Here is a 14,439-nt window from a genome sequence, read left to right as displayed (position 1 = left end):
CCACATGCCGGGCATCCGGCATCGTCCGTTGATGCCCCCTCCGGTAGCCTGTTGAAATGGTGCGAGGAATGGCCGACTACGGCGCAGAAACCATCCTGCTCGCGGGGGCGGGAAGGGCGCTGCTGCTGCAGCTTGCAGACCCCGCCGTGGGGCGCGGCGTGGACGAGCACAGCTCGTTTGTCGGCCGCCCGGTCAACAGGCTCAAGGGCACACTGACCTATGTCTACGCCATCGTCTACGGCACCGACGAGCAGGTGAAAGAGGTCCGGCGCAGGGTGAACCTCGCCCACGTGCCCGTCCGCAAAGCCGATTCCGAGGCATCGCCTGGCTACAACGCCTACGATCCGGAACTCCAGCTCTGGGTGGTTGCCACGCTCTATGACACCGCGGTGACCATCATCGAGAAGATCTACGGCCCGCTCGACGACGAATCAGCCGATGCGATGTACCAGGACTACGCACGGATCGGGACGGCCCTGCAGCTGCCCCGGGAGCTATGGCCGGCAGACCGGGACGCCTTCCGCCGCTACTGGAACGGGCGTATTTCCACGCTGCGGGCGGAGGCCGGCGGCCTGCGGGTGGGCCGCGGGCTTCTCTATCCCAAGCACACAGCACTCTGGTACCGCGCCATCATTCCGTCCGCCAGGTTCCTCACCGCCGGGCTCCTGCCGGAGCAACTCCGTGAAGACTTCGGCCTGCCGTGGAATGAGCGCCGGCAGCGCCGGTTCGACCGCACCATGAAGGTCCTGGCCGTGGCGTATCCCCGGCTTCCGCGGCGAATCAGGCACTGGTTCAAGGACTACTGCCTGGCCGAACTTGATAAAGACCTTCGCAAGAACCGCCAGCCCATACAGCGTCAGGGAGCCAGTGCGTAGTTCCACTTCAGTTGAGCAGCGGATCGATGAACGCGCCCGCCGCTTCCTGGCCACCGCCCCTACCGGCGGCTCTAGAGCGAAACTCACCGAGTTTGCGGTGTTCGGCCTCAAGCAGGGCTGGGCGTGCATCTTCGGTGCCACGCTCCTCGCCGTCCTGATGGCCGCACGGCTCTGGTACCCGGACACCGCGGCCCTGGCCCGGAATGATTTCCTGACCCTCGCCGCTGTCGCCATCCAGGTCCTCATGGTGCTGTTCAAGCTGGAGACACTCCGCGAACTGCGGGTGATCATCCTGTTCCACATCGTGGGTACCGTGATGGAGCTGTTCAAGACCGACGCCGGCTCCTGGTCCTACGAGGCCGAGGGATTCCTGCGCATCGGCGCGGTGCCCCTGTTCAGCGGCTTCATGTACGCCGCTGTGGGTTCCTACATGGTCCGGGTCTACCGGCTGTTCGACCTCCGTTTCGCGGCGTACCCCCGGCGCTGGATCACAGCGGTCCTGGGCGCGGCCATCTACGCGAATTTCTTCACCCACCACTACATCTGGGACCTACGCTGGCTGCTGCTGGCCGCCGTCGTCATCATTTATGGGCGGTGCGTCATGCACTTCCGGGTGTTCCGCAGGCAGTTCCGCATGCCGCTGGTGGCCGCGTTCCTGCTGGTGGCGCTGTTCATCTGGATCGCGGAGAACATCGCCACCTGGTCCGGAGCCTGGCTGTACCCGAGCCAGCTGGCCGGCTGGCACCCTGTGGGGCTGGAAAAGCTCGTGGCGTGGTTCCTGCTGATGATCATCTCGGTGGTGCTGGTGGCCTGGGTCTACAAACCCCAACCGCCGGAGGACGAAGACGGACGACGGCGGGAAGTCCCGGCGGCAGCAAAGGTGCGGCAGTAAGGGGCACTGCCATAACCCGTTTCAGCAGGGCCCTCGCTGGAACTTTGGCCCCGGGGTTTGATGAAGGCTGTGGACGCCACTACATCCGTCATCAGCAGCAAGAAGGCCCCGGCGTCGGATCTCCGCGACCATCACCCGGCGCACTGGGGCGGCGTCTTACTGTGGGGTTTCAGAATGCCGCGCCGATTGAGGCCAGCTGCGCAGCCGCGGCGTCGGCGTACTGGTTCCCGGGCCGTGCCAGGCCGTAGTGCTCGCGAAGCGTACGGCCGGTGTAGTCGGTGCGGAACAGCCCGCGCTCCTGGAGGATGGGCACCACCCGGTCCACGAAGGCGTCCAGCCCGGAGGGCAGCACCGGCGGCATGATGTTGAAGCCGTCGGCCGCCCCGCCGTCGAACCATTCCTGGATGGCGTCCGCCACCTGCACCGGGGTGCCGGCGAAGGTACGGTGCCCGCGGCCGCCGCCCAGCCGGCCGATCAGCTGCCGCACGGTGAGCTGCTCGCGGCGGGCCAGCTGCACAATCAGGGTGTAGCGGCTCTTGGCGCCCTCGATCTCATCCTCACTGGGCAGGTCGGCGGGCAGCTGGCGGTCCAGCGGCAGGTCCTCGGGATTGACGCGGAGGGTCTTGGCCAGCTGGATCCGGGCATACTCGGGTCTGATCAGCCGGTCCAGTTCGCGCCCGAGCTCCAGAGCTTCCTTCTCCGTCTCGCCGATCACGGGCACGATGCCGGGCAGGACCTTAATGCTTTCCGGGTCCCGGCCAACGGCGGCGGTGCGGGCCTTAAGGTCCCGGTAGAACTCCTGCGCGTCGGCGAGGGTCTGGTGTGCGGTGAACACCGCATCCGCGTACCGGGCGGCCAGGTCCTTGCCGTCTTCGGACGAGCCGGCCTGGACGATCAGCGGGTGCCCCTGCGGGGAGCGGGGGACGTTGAGCGGGCCGCGGACCCTGAAGTGCCGGCCCTCATGGTCAATGGTGCGGATCTTTTCGGCGTCGCCCCAAACGCCATCAGCCTTGTCCGCGAGTATGGCGTCATCCTGCCAGCTGTCCCAAAGTTTCCGGGCCACCTCGATGAACTCGGCGGCCCGCTCGTACCGGACGGCGTGGGCGGGCTGGTCCTCCACGCCGAAGTTCCGGGCGGCGTCCGGGCCGGCTGTGGTCACCACGTTCCAGCCGGCGCGGCCACGGCTGACCCAGTCCACGGAGGCGAACCGGCGGGCCAGGTTGAACGGCTCGTTGTAGGTGGTGGAGGCGGTGGCGATGAGTCCGATCCGCTCCGTGGCGCCGGCGATGGCGGTCAGCAGGACGGTGGGTTCCAGCTTGCCGGCCGGCCGGCGACCCACTTCGCCGAACAGGACGGGGGAGTCGGCGAAGAAGATGGAGTCCAACTTGCCCCGTTCGGCGGTGCGGGCCAGCTGCTGGTAGTGCTCCACGCGGCTGCCGGCATGGGGGTCGCTCTCCGGGAGCCGCCACGAGGCCTCGTGGTGTCCGGTGCTCATGAGGAAGGCGTTCAGGTGCAGCCGGCGCTGCGGGGACGGGTTCTGGGAAGCCATGCGGCTACTCCTTCGGAAGTGGGAAGAGGGGTCAGTGGGAGGCAGGTACGACGCCGGACGCCGGACGCCGGCCCGGAGGAACGGTGCGGGAAGGCGCGGAAAGGGATGAAGGGGAGTGCCGGCGTCGGACGATTGTGCCCGACGCGCCGGTGTTGAAATACCTAAACACGGCCGTTGCGGCCTTGGCCAGCACCGTGAAACGGGAGGAAATGGCGCTACTTATTGCGCCATTCCGGGGTCAAAGCAGGCAATGCGGCGCCATGATCCGCAACGCGGGTTAATGTGGGCTGGAAGGGTTGGGATATGGGTCGATGGGAGAAGCGCATGCGTCACGGGGTCCCTGCTGCGGCTGCCGTCTTTGGCGCAGGAATTTTGCTGGCCGGCTGCACCGCCGCCCCGGCGCCTCCGCCGGGAACCACGTCCCCTGCACCGGTAAGCACGCCTGCCCCCGAGACCTCCGCCGCACCGCCGTCCGCTCCGGCTTCCTCCAGTCCCGCCACCGAAGCTCCCACAGCGGCCGCCACCATCGCCGGCGCCCCGCAGCAGGTGGCGGCGGACCTTAACGCTCCCTGGTCGGTGGTCTTCCGGAACGGGACGCCGCTGGTCAGCGAGCGGAACAGCGGGCAGATCCTTGAACTCCGCCCGGACGGCTCCTCGCGGTCCATCGGAACGGTGGAGGGGGTGGCGGCCCGCGGCGAGTCCGGCCTGCTGGGCCTTGCCGTGGGCAGCCAGGGCGACCTTTACGTGTATTCGACGGCGGCGGACGGCAACCGGGTCCAGCGCTTCCCGGTCAGCGGCGAACCGGGGTCCCTCACGCTGGGCCGGCCGGACACGCTCCTTGACCGCATCCCGTCGGCGAGCATCCACGACGGCGGCCGGATCGCCTTCGGCCCCGACGGCATGCTGTACGTGACGGCGGGCGATGCGAGCCAGCGTGACAGCGCCCAGGACCGCGGCTCCCTTGCCGGCAAGATCCTGAGGATGACGCCCGACGGCGACGTTCCGGCGGACAATCCCTTCCCCGGTTCGCTGGTCTACAGCTATGGCCACCGGAACCCGCAGGGCATGGCCTGGGCGGACGATGGAACCATGTTCGCCACGGAATTCGGCCAGAACACCTGGGACGAATTGAACATCATCACGCCCGGCGCCAACTACGGGTGGCCCACGGTTGAGGGAATCGCTGGCCGGGAAGGCTTCGTGGATCCGGTCCAGCAGTGGCGGCCCGGTGCCGCAAGCCCCAGCGGCATGGCCCACGCCGGCGGCACCTTGTTCGTGGCCAACCTGCGCGGCCAGGTCCTACGGTCGGTCCCCGTCTTGGATCCCGGCACGTCCACGGAGCATTTCAGCCGCGAATACGGCAGGATCCGGGACGCAACGGTGGCGCCGGACGGCCGGCTGTGGTTCCTGACCAACAACACCGACGGCCGTGGCGACCCCCAACCCGGGGATGACCGGATCCTCGCCGTCGACCTGGCGGACGGGTGAGCCGGCACCCCGTCAGCTTCGCGCGCCGGCCTGCGCCAGTTCCACGATCTTCTCGGTGGCGGCCCAGGAGGCGAGCAGCTTGAGCGCCTCGTCGGAGGGGCTGCCGGGTACACGGTGAGGGAGTGCCCGGGGTCCTCCTCAAGGCCCAGCACCTGGTAATTCAGTTCCAGGAGTCCCACCACGGGATGCTGGAAGAACTTGGTTCCGGCGTAATGGCGGCGGACGTTGTGCGCAGCCCACAGCGTCCGGAATTCCTGGCTGCGCATGGACAGCTCACCAACCAGTTCGGCGATGCCCTTGTCGTGCGGGTTCCGGCCCGCCTCGCGGCGGAGGATGGCAACGTTGGTGTTGGCTGCCCGCTCCCAGTCCGTGTAAAAATCACGGGACCGTCGGTCCAGGAAGATGAAGCGGGAGTGGTTCCTGCCTGAGGGGCATGGTGGGCACGTACGGCGCGGAGGACCGCGACGGCACCATCACCCAGGGCGGCTACTCCACCCATGTTGTGGTCACCGAGCACTTTGTGGTTGGCATTCCGGACGGCCTGGAGCTGGACGTCACAGCCCCGCTGTTGTGCGCCGGCATCACCACCTACTTGCCGCTGCACCGCTGGGGTGCCGGCCCCGGCAAGAAGGTGGCCGTGGTGGGCCTTGGCGGGCTGGGCCACATGGCCGTCAAGCTCGCCGCAGCCATGGGCGCCGAGGTCACCGTCCTGTCCCAGTCCCTGAAGAAGCAGGAGGACGGCCTGCGCCTGGGTGCAACCAGCTACTTCGCCACCAGCGATCCCGGCACCTTCGAGCAGCTGGCCGGCAGTTTTGACCTGATCATCAACACGGTCAGCGCGTCCATCGACATCAGCGCCTACCTGCAGCTGCTGACGCTCGACGGCGCCCTGGTCAACGTGGGGGCCCCGCGGAGCCGCTCCCCGTCAACGCCTTCGCGCTGATCGGCGGCATCCCCGAGACCCAGGAGAGGCTCAACTTCTGCGCCGAGCATGGCATCGGCGCCGACATCGAGGTCATCCCGGCAGAGAAGATCAATGATGCATACGAACGTGTCCTTGCCTCTGACGTCCGCTACCGCTTCGTGATCGACACCGCCACGCTGTAGCCGGGAACCGCGTAACGGCGGGCCGGCCCCGGAAGGTGCCGGCCCGCCGTCGTGCGTGGGGCGTTACGTCCTTTTGTTATGCCCCGCAACGGTTCTGCGGCAATCAGCCCGCTCGGGGGTCCGGATTCCAGCTCCAGTTCCACAATTGAAGGACCAGTTTTCCAAGCCCCGGAGGGTGTGATGAAAAGGTCCGGCGGGTTGCTTCCCGCGTTGATCCTGGTCGGTGCGGCGGTGGCCGGATGCGGCCCGCAGGCAGGACCCCCGGCGTCGTCGCCCACCACAACGGCAGCGTCCGCCTCCCCAACTCCCTCGGCGTCGTTACCGGCCGCCACGGCTCCCGTCACCGCAACTGCAACGGCAGCAAGTCCCGCGCCCGCCACCACTGCCACGAGGGGGTCCCTGAAGACCTTTACGACGGCGGACGGCCAGTTGGCGTTCGACCTCCCCGCCACGTGGAGCGTGCGCGATCCCGCCGGGGAACTTCCCGAGGGCGGCGGTGCCTTCGCGGAGGTGACCAACGAGGCCGGCAGGCCGATGGCCACGCTGCGGACCAACATGGCCACGGGCTCCACCTGCCTGGAGAAGTACCCCTATGAGGTCCTGGAGTCGCAGGAGCTGCCGGCCCTTGCGCAGGACGGCGAGGTGCCACGGTTCATCTACGAAACCCGGGGCAACGCCGCAACCCCCGGTCCCGCTGACACGCCGGCCGCGGCGTATGGCATCGTTTCCGTTCCTGCCCCCACCGGTGACCTGGCCTGCCCCATGTTCCACTTCTTCACCTGGCCGCCCACCGCCGCCATGTTCGGTGCGTTCTACAACCCGGAGAACAACAGGACCCCAGGCGCCGAGTCCCTGCCTTACCTGGAACAGGCCCGCAGGTACATGGACACCACCGAGTACCAGAACATCCGCAGGATGATCACCTCGCTCCGGCCGGTGGGCTAGAAGACCCGCAGGTCTCCGCCATCCGTTCCCGCAACCACAACGAATTACTGCCATGAACTACTACACCCCGGCGGCGCAGGAAAGAGTCCGGGACGCCGCATATGACGCAGTGGAAAAAGTACTCGACGGCATGTTCTCGCCGTTGAACAGGCACGCGCTGAACGCGCGCTGGAACCAGGCCTGCGAAGCCATGGCAAAGTACCTGGAAGCCCAGGACACCGGCGAGGAGTAGGGCCCGCCCCTACTCCGCAGCCCGGGACTCGAATGCTTCCCGGTCCAGGAACACCAGTTGCGCCTCCTTTTCGGGCAGCCGGACCTTGGGCCCGGTCTCGAAGCCGAAGCTGGTGAAACGGCGAATGGCTTTGGCGTTCCGCGCATCAGGCTCGGCCACCACACGGTCCTTCGCCGGATCGGAGAGCACGAACCGCACCAGCGCGGACAGCAGGGTGGCCGTGAAGTTCGGGACCGGGCGCGCAGCCGGGGCCAGCAGCAGGTGGATGCCGGCATCCCCGGCACGGGCCGGATATACCTCGCCCACGGGATCGTGCAGCGGCTCGTACGTCTGGAAGACGCCGGCGGGCTCGCCGGCAACGGTTATCAAGAACCCGTGGTGCGTGTCCAGGCTGTCCAGGAACGCGTAGACGTCCCGGACCTCGTCCCGGCTCCAGCCGTTCATGCCCCAAAATTTGGCGCGCTCCTCCCGCACCCAGCTGTGCACCAGGTCAGCGTCCTGTTCAGGTGCCAGGCGGAACAGCCGGAGGCGGCCCAGGCCCGGGAGGTCCTCCGCGTAGACGGCGTCCCGGATTGTGTGCGGAAGTCCGGACTCGATGCTTGTCATGGGGTCTCCTTGGTGAGCTGGTCCCAGTCGGTGGTGACGGGGATGAGTTCGCCGGCGGCCCAGAGCGGCAGCTGGCTGAGGAAGTTCGGGTCATCGGGTTGTCCGGACGCGCCGAACGGCACGATCCACCGGCTCTTCGCACGATCGGAGAGGTCCCAGACGTAGCGGGCCACGGGTCCGCGGAAGGACGCATCCGTCACGCCCGGCAGGCTTTCCGTGCACAGCACGCAGCTGGTGTCCCCGGACAGGGCGGTGGCCGGCACGGCGGGCGCGGCGGCGCACGCGCCCGGGAAATCCGACAGCGAGTGCAGCGGCAGGACCGTGTGGCTTTCGCCCCAGGCAGCGGACGACGGCGATGCTGCCGCCGCCTCCAGCGCCCGGCCCGCCGCGGCTGCCACGTCCAGGCCGTGCCCGGCGCCCTTGGCAATGATGGTTTCCAATGCGAAGCCAACCCGGGACACCGGGTTCAGCCAGGGTGCGAACAGGGCCGAGTGCCCGGCGGGGGCCGCGAGCGGTGCCAGCAGGGGAGCGCCGGCCAGCGCGGCCACAAGTGCCGAACGCCAGGCCGCGAAAGCTCCGGCGTCCGTGCTCGCGGCATGCATGTCTCCGTCCCATCCCAGCAGCCGGTCCCGCAGGTCCCCGGCAGGGGCGGAGAGGCGGACCCCATTCTCCCCGCCCAGTTCCGCCAGCAGGGCACGCAGCGCAGGCCAGGCCCCCAGCCGGCAGTCCATGTGGATCCGCTGCATGTCCTCCGCGTCCAGGTTGTCCCCGGCTTCTTCCAGCAGCTGGCGGATCCGGCGTGCCCGGTGGGCGGGGGCGAACTCCAGCCCGGTCAGGCTGCCGCCGCCGGACTCACGGTCATTGGCGTTCACCGCCAGTGTCTCCACCCGTGACACCGGCAGATCCACCCATTGGCCCGTCCACCGGTGCTGCGGCGACTGGGCAGGGACGGGACGGACCCGGTTCGCCGGGTTCCGCACCGGAACCTTGCCCGCCACCAGCTGCCTGACGTCACCGCCGGCATCGGCGGCCAGCACGCAGTTGACCGGCTCCACCCAGGCCTCCAGGGCAGCCTCAATCTCCGCGGCGCTGCGGCTCCGCAGCAGCGGCAGGAGGGCCTCGAAACCCAGCCACCAAGCGGCCCGCGACGGTGCCCGCAGGCTCAGCGCACCGCCGTCGGGCCCGCCCGAGATGACGGGGCCGCGGGCTGTCTCAATCACGTCCACCGTCTCCGTGGCGGCGCCGCGGACCAGGATCTTCTCCTGGTGGTCGGCAACCACCGGCTCCCAGCCGTCCGGGCCGAGTGCCTGGAGGGTGGCGCCGTCGCGCCTTAGCTGTTCACGGTAAAGGTCCTGGTAGTCGGCCATGGCATTGGTGACGGCCCACGCCGCCGTCCCCGTGTGGCCGAAGTGCGGCAGGCCGGGCACGCCGGGAAAAGCCAGCCCAACAACGTCGAACTCCGGGCAGGCAAGCCGCACCTGCTGGTAGACGCCGGGCAGTTCCAGGAGCCGGTGCGGGTCGCCGGCGAGGAGCGGTGCGCCGGAGCCGGTCAGGCCTCCCGCGGCGGCCCAGGCGTTGCTGCCCGCCCAGACCGGGGCCTCGATGCTGAAAAGCTCCACGGCTTCCGGGCCAAGGGTCCGGGCCACGTGGTCCCGCCACAGCTTGTTGGGAAAGGTGCTGAACAGGATGTGGTGGACCAGGAAAACGCCGAGCGGAGTCCACGGCTCCCAGCGGGCAGGCGCCGTGGCCGTGTACCCGAACTCCCGCGCATCCCGCCGGCCGGCATCCAGGGCGTGGTTCACCCCATCCACGTAGGCCCCGCACCACTGCTGCGTGGCCGGATCCAGGTTGTGGAAGCAGCGGCGGGCGGTGTCATCGATCCGCGCCTGCCGGGCAAACCGGTCCCATACCACGCCGTCCGGCCCCAGGTGTTCCGCTGTCCTGCCCTCCGAGCGCCAGCGCTCCACCTCGATCTGCCAGGAGCGGTCGGTCGCGGCGTTCGCACCCTGCAGGAAGGCAAGCTCCGTGGCCGACCCGGCACGCAGGTGGGGGATTCCCCACGGGTCGCGGAATGTCTCAGCGGCCATGGTGCGGAATTGCGGCAGTGGTGGGCACGGGTCTTTTCCTTCTCTTAGGTAAGCCAAACCTAAGTAAGGGTACGGGGACGGGCGGGCCATCCCCAAAACCCGTGGCGCAACAAACGGCTCCGCAGCCTAAGGCGTGAGCGCGGCCAGGATCGAGGCGGCGGGTCCCTCCACGGCGTGCCGGAACCCGGTGCCCGCCCAGAGGTTCAGCCAGTCCGGATCCCCGGCCGCGGCGGCCGCTGCGCGCAGGGGAGTGGTCAGGTGGTGGATCTCCGGGTAGCCATAGGGTGCCTCAGCGTCGTGCAGGCGCATGAATTCGTTGGTGAGGCCGCGGGCATTCCTGCCGGAAAATGACCGGGTCACGGCGGTGGCGGTGAAGCTCCCGGAAGCCAGCGCTGTCCGGTGTGCGGCCTTGGTCCCGGCCTCGTCCGCGCACAGGAACGCCGTGCCCGCCTGGACTGCTGCCGCACCCAGGGCCAGGGCCGCGCGGACATCCGCTGCGGTGGCAATCCCTCCGGCGGCGAACAGCGGCAGCGGAAGGTCCGCGAGCCCGCCCAGCAGGGTGTGCAGGGGCTGTGTTTCATCGGCGGCGGGATCGAAGGTGCCGCGGTGGCCTCCGGCTTCCGGCCCCTGCACGGCGAGCGCGTCCACGCGGGCGTCGAGCGCCTGCAGGGCTTCGGCGCGGGAAGTGACGGTGGCGAGGACGGCGATCCCCCTCTGCTGAAACGCCTCGATGACAGCGCTGTCCGGCAGGTCGAAGGTGAAGGAGACGACGGCGGGCGCCAGCTCCAGCAGGACGTCCACCTTGTTGTCCCAGTCGTCATCGTCGTGCCGGGGATCCCCCAGCCGGATGCCGAAGCGCTCCGCGTCGGGCGCCAGGGCCTCGGCATATGCGCGCAGCGCATCGGGGTTGCTGAACGGGGGCTGGGGAACGAACAGGTTGACGCCGAATGGCCTGCCCGTGAGGCTGCGGGTGGTCGCAATATCCGCCCGCATGGCATCCGCCGTCTTGTAGCCCGCGGCCAGGAAACCCAGTCCGCCGGCTTCGCTCACCGCGGCCGCCAGCCGCGGCGTGGACGGTCCGCCGGCCATGGGCGCCTGGATGACGGGAACCGGCAGGGAAGCGGGATCGAATCGGGACATGGGCTGGTTACTCATGGATTCCTTGTGGTGCCTTGGCGACTCCGGTGGACGCCGCCTGTATGCCAAGCTGCTTGAGGAGTCCCACGATACCCAGGATGGCGGTAACGGCAGCACCCCAAAACACCCGGAAGCCTTCTGGCACTGGGGGAAACGCCCTAGTCCTGTCAGTGCTGGCCGCGGGGTGCCACCTTGTAGGAGCCGCTGATGGCCACGCGGTTGAAGGTGTTGATGACCATGGCCACCCAGGTGATGGCTGACACCTGCCCCGGCGTCAGGACCGCTACGGCGCTTTCATACTGGCCCACCTTGGAGTGGGACTCTTCGATCCGCGTGATGTACTCGGCCAGGGCAAGTGCAGCCTGTTCCTGGTCGTCGAAGTACCGCGTTTCCCGCCAGGCTGGCAGGACACCCAGCCGCTCCGGGTCCTCGCCCTTGGCCAGGGCGTCCGCAGTGTGGATCCGCAGGCAGTAGGCGCAGCCGTTGATCTGGGACACCCGGATCTTGACCAGTTCCAGGAGCAGCGGGGAGACGCCTTCTGCGAGCGCAGCCTGGTCCGATTCCTGTGCCAGCGTGGCCAGGGTGCTGTACAGCCGCGGATGCCTGCTGCCGACGTTTGTCCGTGCCGGGGTGGTGGTGATGGTCATGGTTCCGGTCCTTCTGCCAAGTCGGTGAAGCGCCAGTTCCGGCGCTTGTTCAACTATGGTTCGGTCCGGATACCAGGGGCCACGGAATGGAACGAAGTGGCACTGAACGTCCCATTCCGCATCACCCGGAGCCGGGCTGCTGCAGGTAGGCGGCGGTGGCGCAGCTGCGCACGGCTAGGCCTGTCAGCTGGCGAAGGAAGGCAGGATTGATCGGGTCCCCGGTGCCCACCAGGCGGTGGTAGACCGCGCCGTACACGGCGTCCACCACCGTGCCCAGGTCCACATCCGGGCGGACCTGCCCGCGGGTCCGCCCGCGCTCCAGGACGGCCAGGAAACCGTCCCGGCGGTCCCGGAGCAGTGTCTGGCGGTACAGGCTTGCGAACTGCGTGCTCCTGATGGCTTCGGCAAGCAGGTTGGCCACGGTGGACGCCGTTTCTCCCTCATCCAGGCACTTGGTCAGCGCCACCAGGTAGGCGTACAGGTCCTGCCGGACATCCCCGGTTTCCTCCACGTGGGTCAGCAGGTTGGTCTTGAAGGTAAATGCCTCCAGCACCAGAACCTGCCGGGACGGCCAGTGGCGGTACAGGGTGGATCTGCTGACGCCGGAGGCCCTCGCTACCGCGTCGATAGTGACGTCGTCGTAGCTGAGCCGGTCGATCAGGCCGCTGGTGGCCGCCAGGACGCGGAGGCGGATTTCCGATTCGCGGGAGCCGGCGGCCGGCCGCGCAGGGTCAGCGGCCCGGCGTGCCGCGGCGGATACCCCGCGGCGTCCTTGCCGGGGTTCGCCGGCTGTTCCTTGCATGGTACCCATGGGGCCCTCCCGCCGTCGTCGTGCCTTTGTCCCCAAGGTCAGCTGCGGACCGGTCCGGTCGATTCCCGGATGACAAGTTCCATGGACGGGAGCGGCGGGGCTTCCGACGCCGGCTGCCCGCCGCGGAGGCGTGCGATCAGTTCCGTCATGCTGCGGGTTCCGAGCGCCTCAAGGTCCATGTGGACCGTGGACAGGGACGGGATGTGGAACTTTGATTCCGGTGTGTCATCCCAGCCGAAAACGCTGACCTGGTCCGGTACCGGGATGTCCTGGTCATGCAGTGCGCGGATAACCCCGATGGCCACCTGGTCGTTGGCCGCCACCACCGCCGTGACGTCCCGGATGGCCGCAACCTTGAGCCCCGCCTTGTAGCCGGAGGCTGCGGACCAGTCAGTCGCTTCGATTCCGTGCGAGGTGAGCCCGAGGGCCTGGACGGTTTCCTCGTACGCAGCCCTGCGGTTGCGGGCCGACGGCCACCCGGCGGGTCCCGCCACGTGGAAAAAGTCCCGGTGGCCCAGCGAGGCCAGGTGCTCCACGATCCTCGCCGCAGGTGTCCCGTCCGCGAGGCTGCCCAGCGCCCGCATCCTGTTGTCGTATTCCCCGGCTACCACCAGCGGAACCTTGGGCGGCTGCCGGTTTCCGGCCGGTCCCGGCCAGGGGACGAAGGACAGGATCCCCGCAATATCCTCGGCGGCCAGTAGCGCGTCCAGCTGCCGTCCGCGGGCGTCTGCAGTCCCCTCCATGGCCACCACGTCCACCCGGTAGCCCGCGGAATGCGCGGCCGCGGCTGCACCGTTGAGCATTCGGCTCGGGAAGTACAGGGACGCTTCGGGCACTACCACAACCACGCGGTACAGTTCGCGGGACCGGAGCGAACGGGCAGCGAGATTGGGGGTGTAGTTCAACTCCGCCAGGGCCTTTTCAACGCGCTCCAGCGTGCTCGGCTTCAGCGCGTTCCTGTCCCTCAAGTAGCGCGAGACGGTCTGGTGGGAGACGCCGGCCAGCGCCGCGACGTCGTAAATAGTGGGCGCCTTCGATCGTCCCGCGCCAACTGTTTCCTGCACCATCTTCGTGGCGTCCCTTCACATGCCGTTCCCGCGCAGGCGGGAGGGATCCGGCTCCCAGCCTAAACCCTCCCCGCTGAACACTGGCCGGAGCTCTGGCCGGAGCCGGACTGCCGGAGCCAGCCAGGGGCGGGTTCAGTAGAGGAAGATGTCGATCCATTCCCGGTTGTGGGCGTGGATCAGCACCAGGAACAGCACGAAGTCGAACAGCAGGTGGACGCTGACAATGTAGGAGAGGGACTTGGTCACCGTGAAGAGCCGCGCCTGCAGCAGCGCAAACGGGAAGATGAAGAAAGGCGCCCAGGCGTGGAAACCGAGCTCCCACAGGAACGACGTGAAGAGTACGGCCTGCAGCAGGTTGGCCTGCCAGTCGGGGAGGTGCCGGCGGAACAGGGTGAACGCGGTGCAAATGAAGAACAGCTCATCCCAGATGCCCAGCGCGTTGGTCCCCAGGAAGAGCCGGGCAATGCCGTCCACGTCATTGACGGCCGGCCAGTTGTTGTAGACGCCGGTGCGGATCATGTAGACCGGCATCAGCGCATAGCCGATCACCAGGACGGCCGGCAGGTACCACTTCTCTGCGCGCGTCCACGGCTGTCCGGTCCTGACGGGGAACCGGATGGCATGGTCCTTGGTGATGAACCGGGATACGGCGTAGGGGATGCCTACCGCCAGGATCATTGCGGTTCCCATCACCGCCATATGTTCGGTGCTGATATCCGTGGTGATGGGCACCAGGCTCATGGCTGTCAGCCCCACCTCGATCAGCGCCAGGTCAATCAACAAACGCCTGCTGACGAACCCCGCCAGGACAAGTGCCGCAGCCAGGAGTAGGAAGCCGGAGAGCCTGTCCTCCCGCGCAAACAGCAGGAAGCCCGACGCCGATACGAGGGCCGCGGGGACCACGGCCACTGTAGTGCGGGTAGGCTTTCCTGTTTCCGCGCCCTGGAGATCGGCTTGCGCCTGTGATTGCTGCCTCATCACGTCCCTATGCTTCAG

General features: G+C 68.3%; 13 protein-coding genes and 2 pseudogenes. 6 read left to right on the top strand and 9 right to left on the bottom strand.

The window, feature by feature from the left end:
* Positions 1-56: 56 nt before the first annotated feature.
* Both AC5RU7_RS07835 and AC5RU7_RS07830 read left to right on the top strand, forming a co-directional pair.
* A complete protein-coding gene (locus AC5RU7_RS07835; protein ID WP_494051791.1) occupies positions 57-875 on the top strand; it encodes an oxygenase MpaB family protein in 819 nt (272 codons plus the stop codon).
* Positions 868-1,767 (top strand): DUF817 domain-containing protein, encoded by a 900-nt coding sequence (locus AC5RU7_RS07830; protein WP_494051790.1) that lies wholly within the window; start codon positions 868-870, stop codon positions 1,765-1,767. The genes AC5RU7_RS07835 and AC5RU7_RS07830 overlap by 8 nt, the downstream gene beginning before the upstream one ends.
* Positions 1,768-1,936: 169 nt before the next feature.
* On the opposite strand, the gene AC5RU7_RS07825 is transcribed toward AC5RU7_RS07830, so the two are convergent.
* Positions 1,937-3,316 (bottom strand): LLM class flavin-dependent oxidoreductase, encoded by a 1,380-nt coding sequence (locus AC5RU7_RS07825; protein WP_494051789.1) that lies wholly within the window; start codon positions 3,314-3,316, stop codon positions 1,937-1,939.
* Positions 3,317-3,640: 324 nt separating this feature from the next.
* On the opposite strand from AC5RU7_RS07825, the gene AC5RU7_RS07820 reads away from it, so the two are divergent.
* The gene (locus AC5RU7_RS07820; RefSeq protein ID WP_494051788.1) at positions 3,641-4,804 is read left to right on the top strand and encodes a PQQ-dependent sugar dehydrogenase; all 1,164 of its coding nucleotides are present in this window, start codon (positions 3,641-3,643) and stop codon (positions 4,802-4,804) included.
* Between the two features lie 12 nt (positions 4,805-4,816).
* Here the strand turns inward: AC5RU7_RS07820 and AC5RU7_RS07815 are convergent.
* Positions 4,817-5,223, bottom strand: a pseudogene (locus tag AC5RU7_RS07815) (MmyB family transcriptional regulator); the annotation flags it as partial.
* A 2-nt stretch (positions 5,224-5,225) separates the two neighbouring features.
* On the opposite strand from AC5RU7_RS07815, the pseudogene AC5RU7_RS07810 reads away from it, so the two are divergent.
* The 3 genes and pseudogenes from AC5RU7_RS07810 to AC5RU7_RS07800 all read left to right on the top strand — a co-directional run.
* Positions 5,226-5,911 (top strand): annotated as a pseudogene (locus AC5RU7_RS07810) (NAD(P)-dependent alcohol dehydrogenase); the annotation flags it as partial.
* Between the two features lie 180 nt (positions 5,912-6,091).
* Positions 6,092-6,856 carry a hypothetical protein gene (locus AC5RU7_RS07805; RefSeq protein ID WP_494051787.1) on the top strand — a complete coding sequence of 255 codons (765 nt, stop codon included), beginning with the start codon at positions 6,092-6,094 and terminating at the stop codon, positions 6,854-6,856.
* Between the two features lie 52 nt (positions 6,857-6,908).
* A complete protein-coding gene (locus tag AC5RU7_RS07800) occupies positions 6,909-7,088 on the top strand; it encodes a hypothetical protein (protein ID WP_035753009.1) in 180 nt (59 codons plus the stop codon).
* Positions 7,089-7,097: 9 nt separating this feature from the next.
* Here the strand turns inward: AC5RU7_RS07800 and AC5RU7_RS07795 are convergent, their stop codons facing one another.
* From AC5RU7_RS07795 to AC5RU7_RS07765, 7 genes are all read right to left on the bottom strand, one after another.
* Positions 7,098-7,694 carry a GNAT family N-acetyltransferase gene (locus AC5RU7_RS07795; RefSeq protein ID WP_494051786.1) on the bottom strand — a complete coding sequence of 199 codons (597 nt, stop codon included), beginning with the start codon at positions 7,692-7,694 and terminating at the stop codon, positions 7,098-7,100.
* Positions 7,691-9,781 carry a penicillin acylase family protein gene (locus AC5RU7_RS07790; protein ID WP_494051785.1) on the bottom strand — a complete coding sequence of 697 codons (2,091 nt, stop codon included), beginning with the start codon at positions 9,779-9,781 and terminating at the stop codon, positions 7,691-7,693. The genes AC5RU7_RS07795 and AC5RU7_RS07790 overlap by 4 nt, the downstream gene beginning before the upstream one ends.
* 126 nt (positions 9,782-9,907) lie before the next feature.
* Complete coding sequence (locus AC5RU7_RS07785) at positions 9,908-10,936, bottom strand: nitronate monooxygenase (RefSeq protein WP_494051784.1); 1,029 nt, start codon at positions 10,934-10,936, stop codon at positions 9,908-9,910.
* A gap of 149 nt (positions 10,937-11,085) precedes the next feature.
* On the bottom strand, positions 11,086-11,565 hold the full coding sequence (locus AC5RU7_RS07780) for a carboxymuconolactone decarboxylase family protein (RefSeq protein ID WP_494051783.1): 480 nt from the start codon (positions 11,563-11,565) through the stop codon (positions 11,086-11,088).
* A gap of 121 nt (positions 11,566-11,686) precedes the next feature.
* Complete coding sequence (locus AC5RU7_RS07775) at positions 11,687-12,376, bottom strand: TetR/AcrR family transcriptional regulator (protein WP_494009522.1); 690 nt, start codon at positions 12,374-12,376, stop codon at positions 11,687-11,689.
* A 38-nt stretch (positions 12,377-12,414) separates the two neighbouring features.
* On the bottom strand, positions 12,415-13,443 hold the full coding sequence (locus tag AC5RU7_RS07770) for a LacI family DNA-binding transcriptional regulator (RefSeq protein ID WP_494051782.1): 1,029 nt from the start codon (positions 13,441-13,443) through the stop codon (positions 12,415-12,417).
* A 132-nt stretch (positions 13,444-13,575) separates the two neighbouring features.
* A complete protein-coding gene (locus AC5RU7_RS07765; RefSeq protein ID WP_494051781.1) occupies positions 13,576-14,421 on the bottom strand; it encodes a CPBP family intramembrane glutamic endopeptidase in 846 nt (281 codons plus the stop codon).
* Positions 14,422-14,439: the final 18 nt, after the last annotated feature.

The sequence above is a fragment of the Arthrobacter sp. K410C genome, from assembly GCF_059090105.1.
Note: the sequence above shows the minus strand (reverse complement) of the source record. Positions and strands in the feature narration are given on the sequence as shown.

Bases quoted from the DNA above. Each gene is read 5' to 3' on its own strand.
- AC5RU7_RS07770 (WP_494051782.1), bottom strand. From the start codon at position 13,443: ATGGTGCAGGAAACAGTTGGCGCGGGACGATCGAAGGCGCCCACTATT.
- AC5RU7_RS07775 (WP_494009522.1), bottom strand. From the start codon at position 12,376: ATGGGTACCATGCAAGGAACAGCCGGCGAACCCCGGCAAGGACGCCGC.
- AC5RU7_RS07820 (WP_494051788.1), top strand. From the start codon at position 3,641: ATGCGTCACGGGGTCCCTGCTGCGGCTGCCGTCTTTGGCGCAGGAATT.
- AC5RU7_RS07785 (WP_494051784.1), bottom strand. From the start codon at position 10,936: ATGAGTAACCAGCCCATGTCCCGATTCGATCCCGCTTCCCTGCCGGTT.
- AC5RU7_RS07825 (WP_494051789.1), bottom strand. From the start codon at position 3,316: ATGGCTTCCCAGAACCCGTCCCCGCAGCGCCGGCTGCACCTGAACGCC.
- AC5RU7_RS07800 (WP_035753009.1), top strand. From the start codon at position 6,909: ATGAACTACTACACCCCGGCGGCGCAGGAAAGAGTCCGGGACGCCGCA.
- AC5RU7_RS07805 (WP_494051787.1), top strand. From the start codon at position 6,092: ATGAAAAGGTCCGGCGGGTTGCTTCCCGCGTTGATCCTGGTCGGTGCG.
- AC5RU7_RS07795 (WP_494051786.1), bottom strand. From the start codon at position 7,694: ATGACAAGCATCGAGTCCGGACTTCCGCACACAATCCGGGACGCCGTC.
- AC5RU7_RS07835 (WP_494051791.1), top strand. From the start codon at position 57: ATGGTGCGAGGAATGGCCGACTACGGCGCAGAAACCATCCTGCTCGCG.
- AC5RU7_RS07780 (WP_494051783.1), bottom strand. From the start codon at position 11,565: ATGACCATCACCACCACCCCGGCACGGACAAACGTCGGCAGCAGGCAT.
- AC5RU7_RS07765 (WP_494051781.1), bottom strand. From the start codon at position 14,421: ATGAGGCAGCAATCACAGGCGCAAGCCGATCTCCAGGGCGCGGAAACA.
- AC5RU7_RS07790 (WP_494051785.1), bottom strand. From the start codon at position 9,781: ATGGCCGCTGAGACATTCCGCGACCCGTGGGGAATCCCCCACCTGCGT.